The organism is Cupriavidus sp. 05N39, assembly GCF_056397325.1.
On record NZ_JBFTNE010000294.1, the window covers coordinates 1 to 500 of the forward strand.

At 67.4% G+C, this 500-nt stretch carries 1 protein-coding gene; it reads left to right on the forward strand.

Features of this window, described 5'->3' with window-relative positions:
- Positions 1–500, forward strand: a 500-nt coding sequence (locus AC1DN0_RS41375; RefSeq protein ID WP_477146649.1) for a glycoside hydrolase family 97 catalytic domain-containing protein, incomplete at both ends; no start/stop codon positions are given.

Below are 500 nucleotides of genomic sequence, written 5' to 3' on the forward strand. Positions count from 1 at the left end.
GCTGGAAGGTGCGGCGCACCCTGCCCTTCGCCACCCCGTGGCGCACGCTGCAGATCAGCGACCGCGCCGGCGGCCTGGTCGAATCGGACCTGATCCTCAACCTCAACGAGCCCAACGCGCTGGGTGATGTGAGCTGGGTCAAGCCGTCCAAGTACCTGGGCGTGTGGTGGTCGATGCACCTGGACCAGGAAAGCTGGGCGACCGGCCCGAAACATGCCGCGACCACGGCGAAAACGAAGAAGGTGATCGACTTCGCCGCCGCGCACGGCTTCCGTGGCGTGCTGGTGGAAGGCTGGAATCCCGGCTGGGACGGCAACTGGGTGGGCAACGGCGACGCCTTCGATTTCACCCGCCCCACCGCCGACTTCGACATCGAGGCGCTGTCGGCGTATGGCGCGAAGAAAGGCGTGCGCCTGATCGGCCACCACGAAACCGGCTGCGCGGTGGAGCACTACGAAGACCAGCTCGGTGCCGCGCTGGACCTGTATGCACGGCTGGGC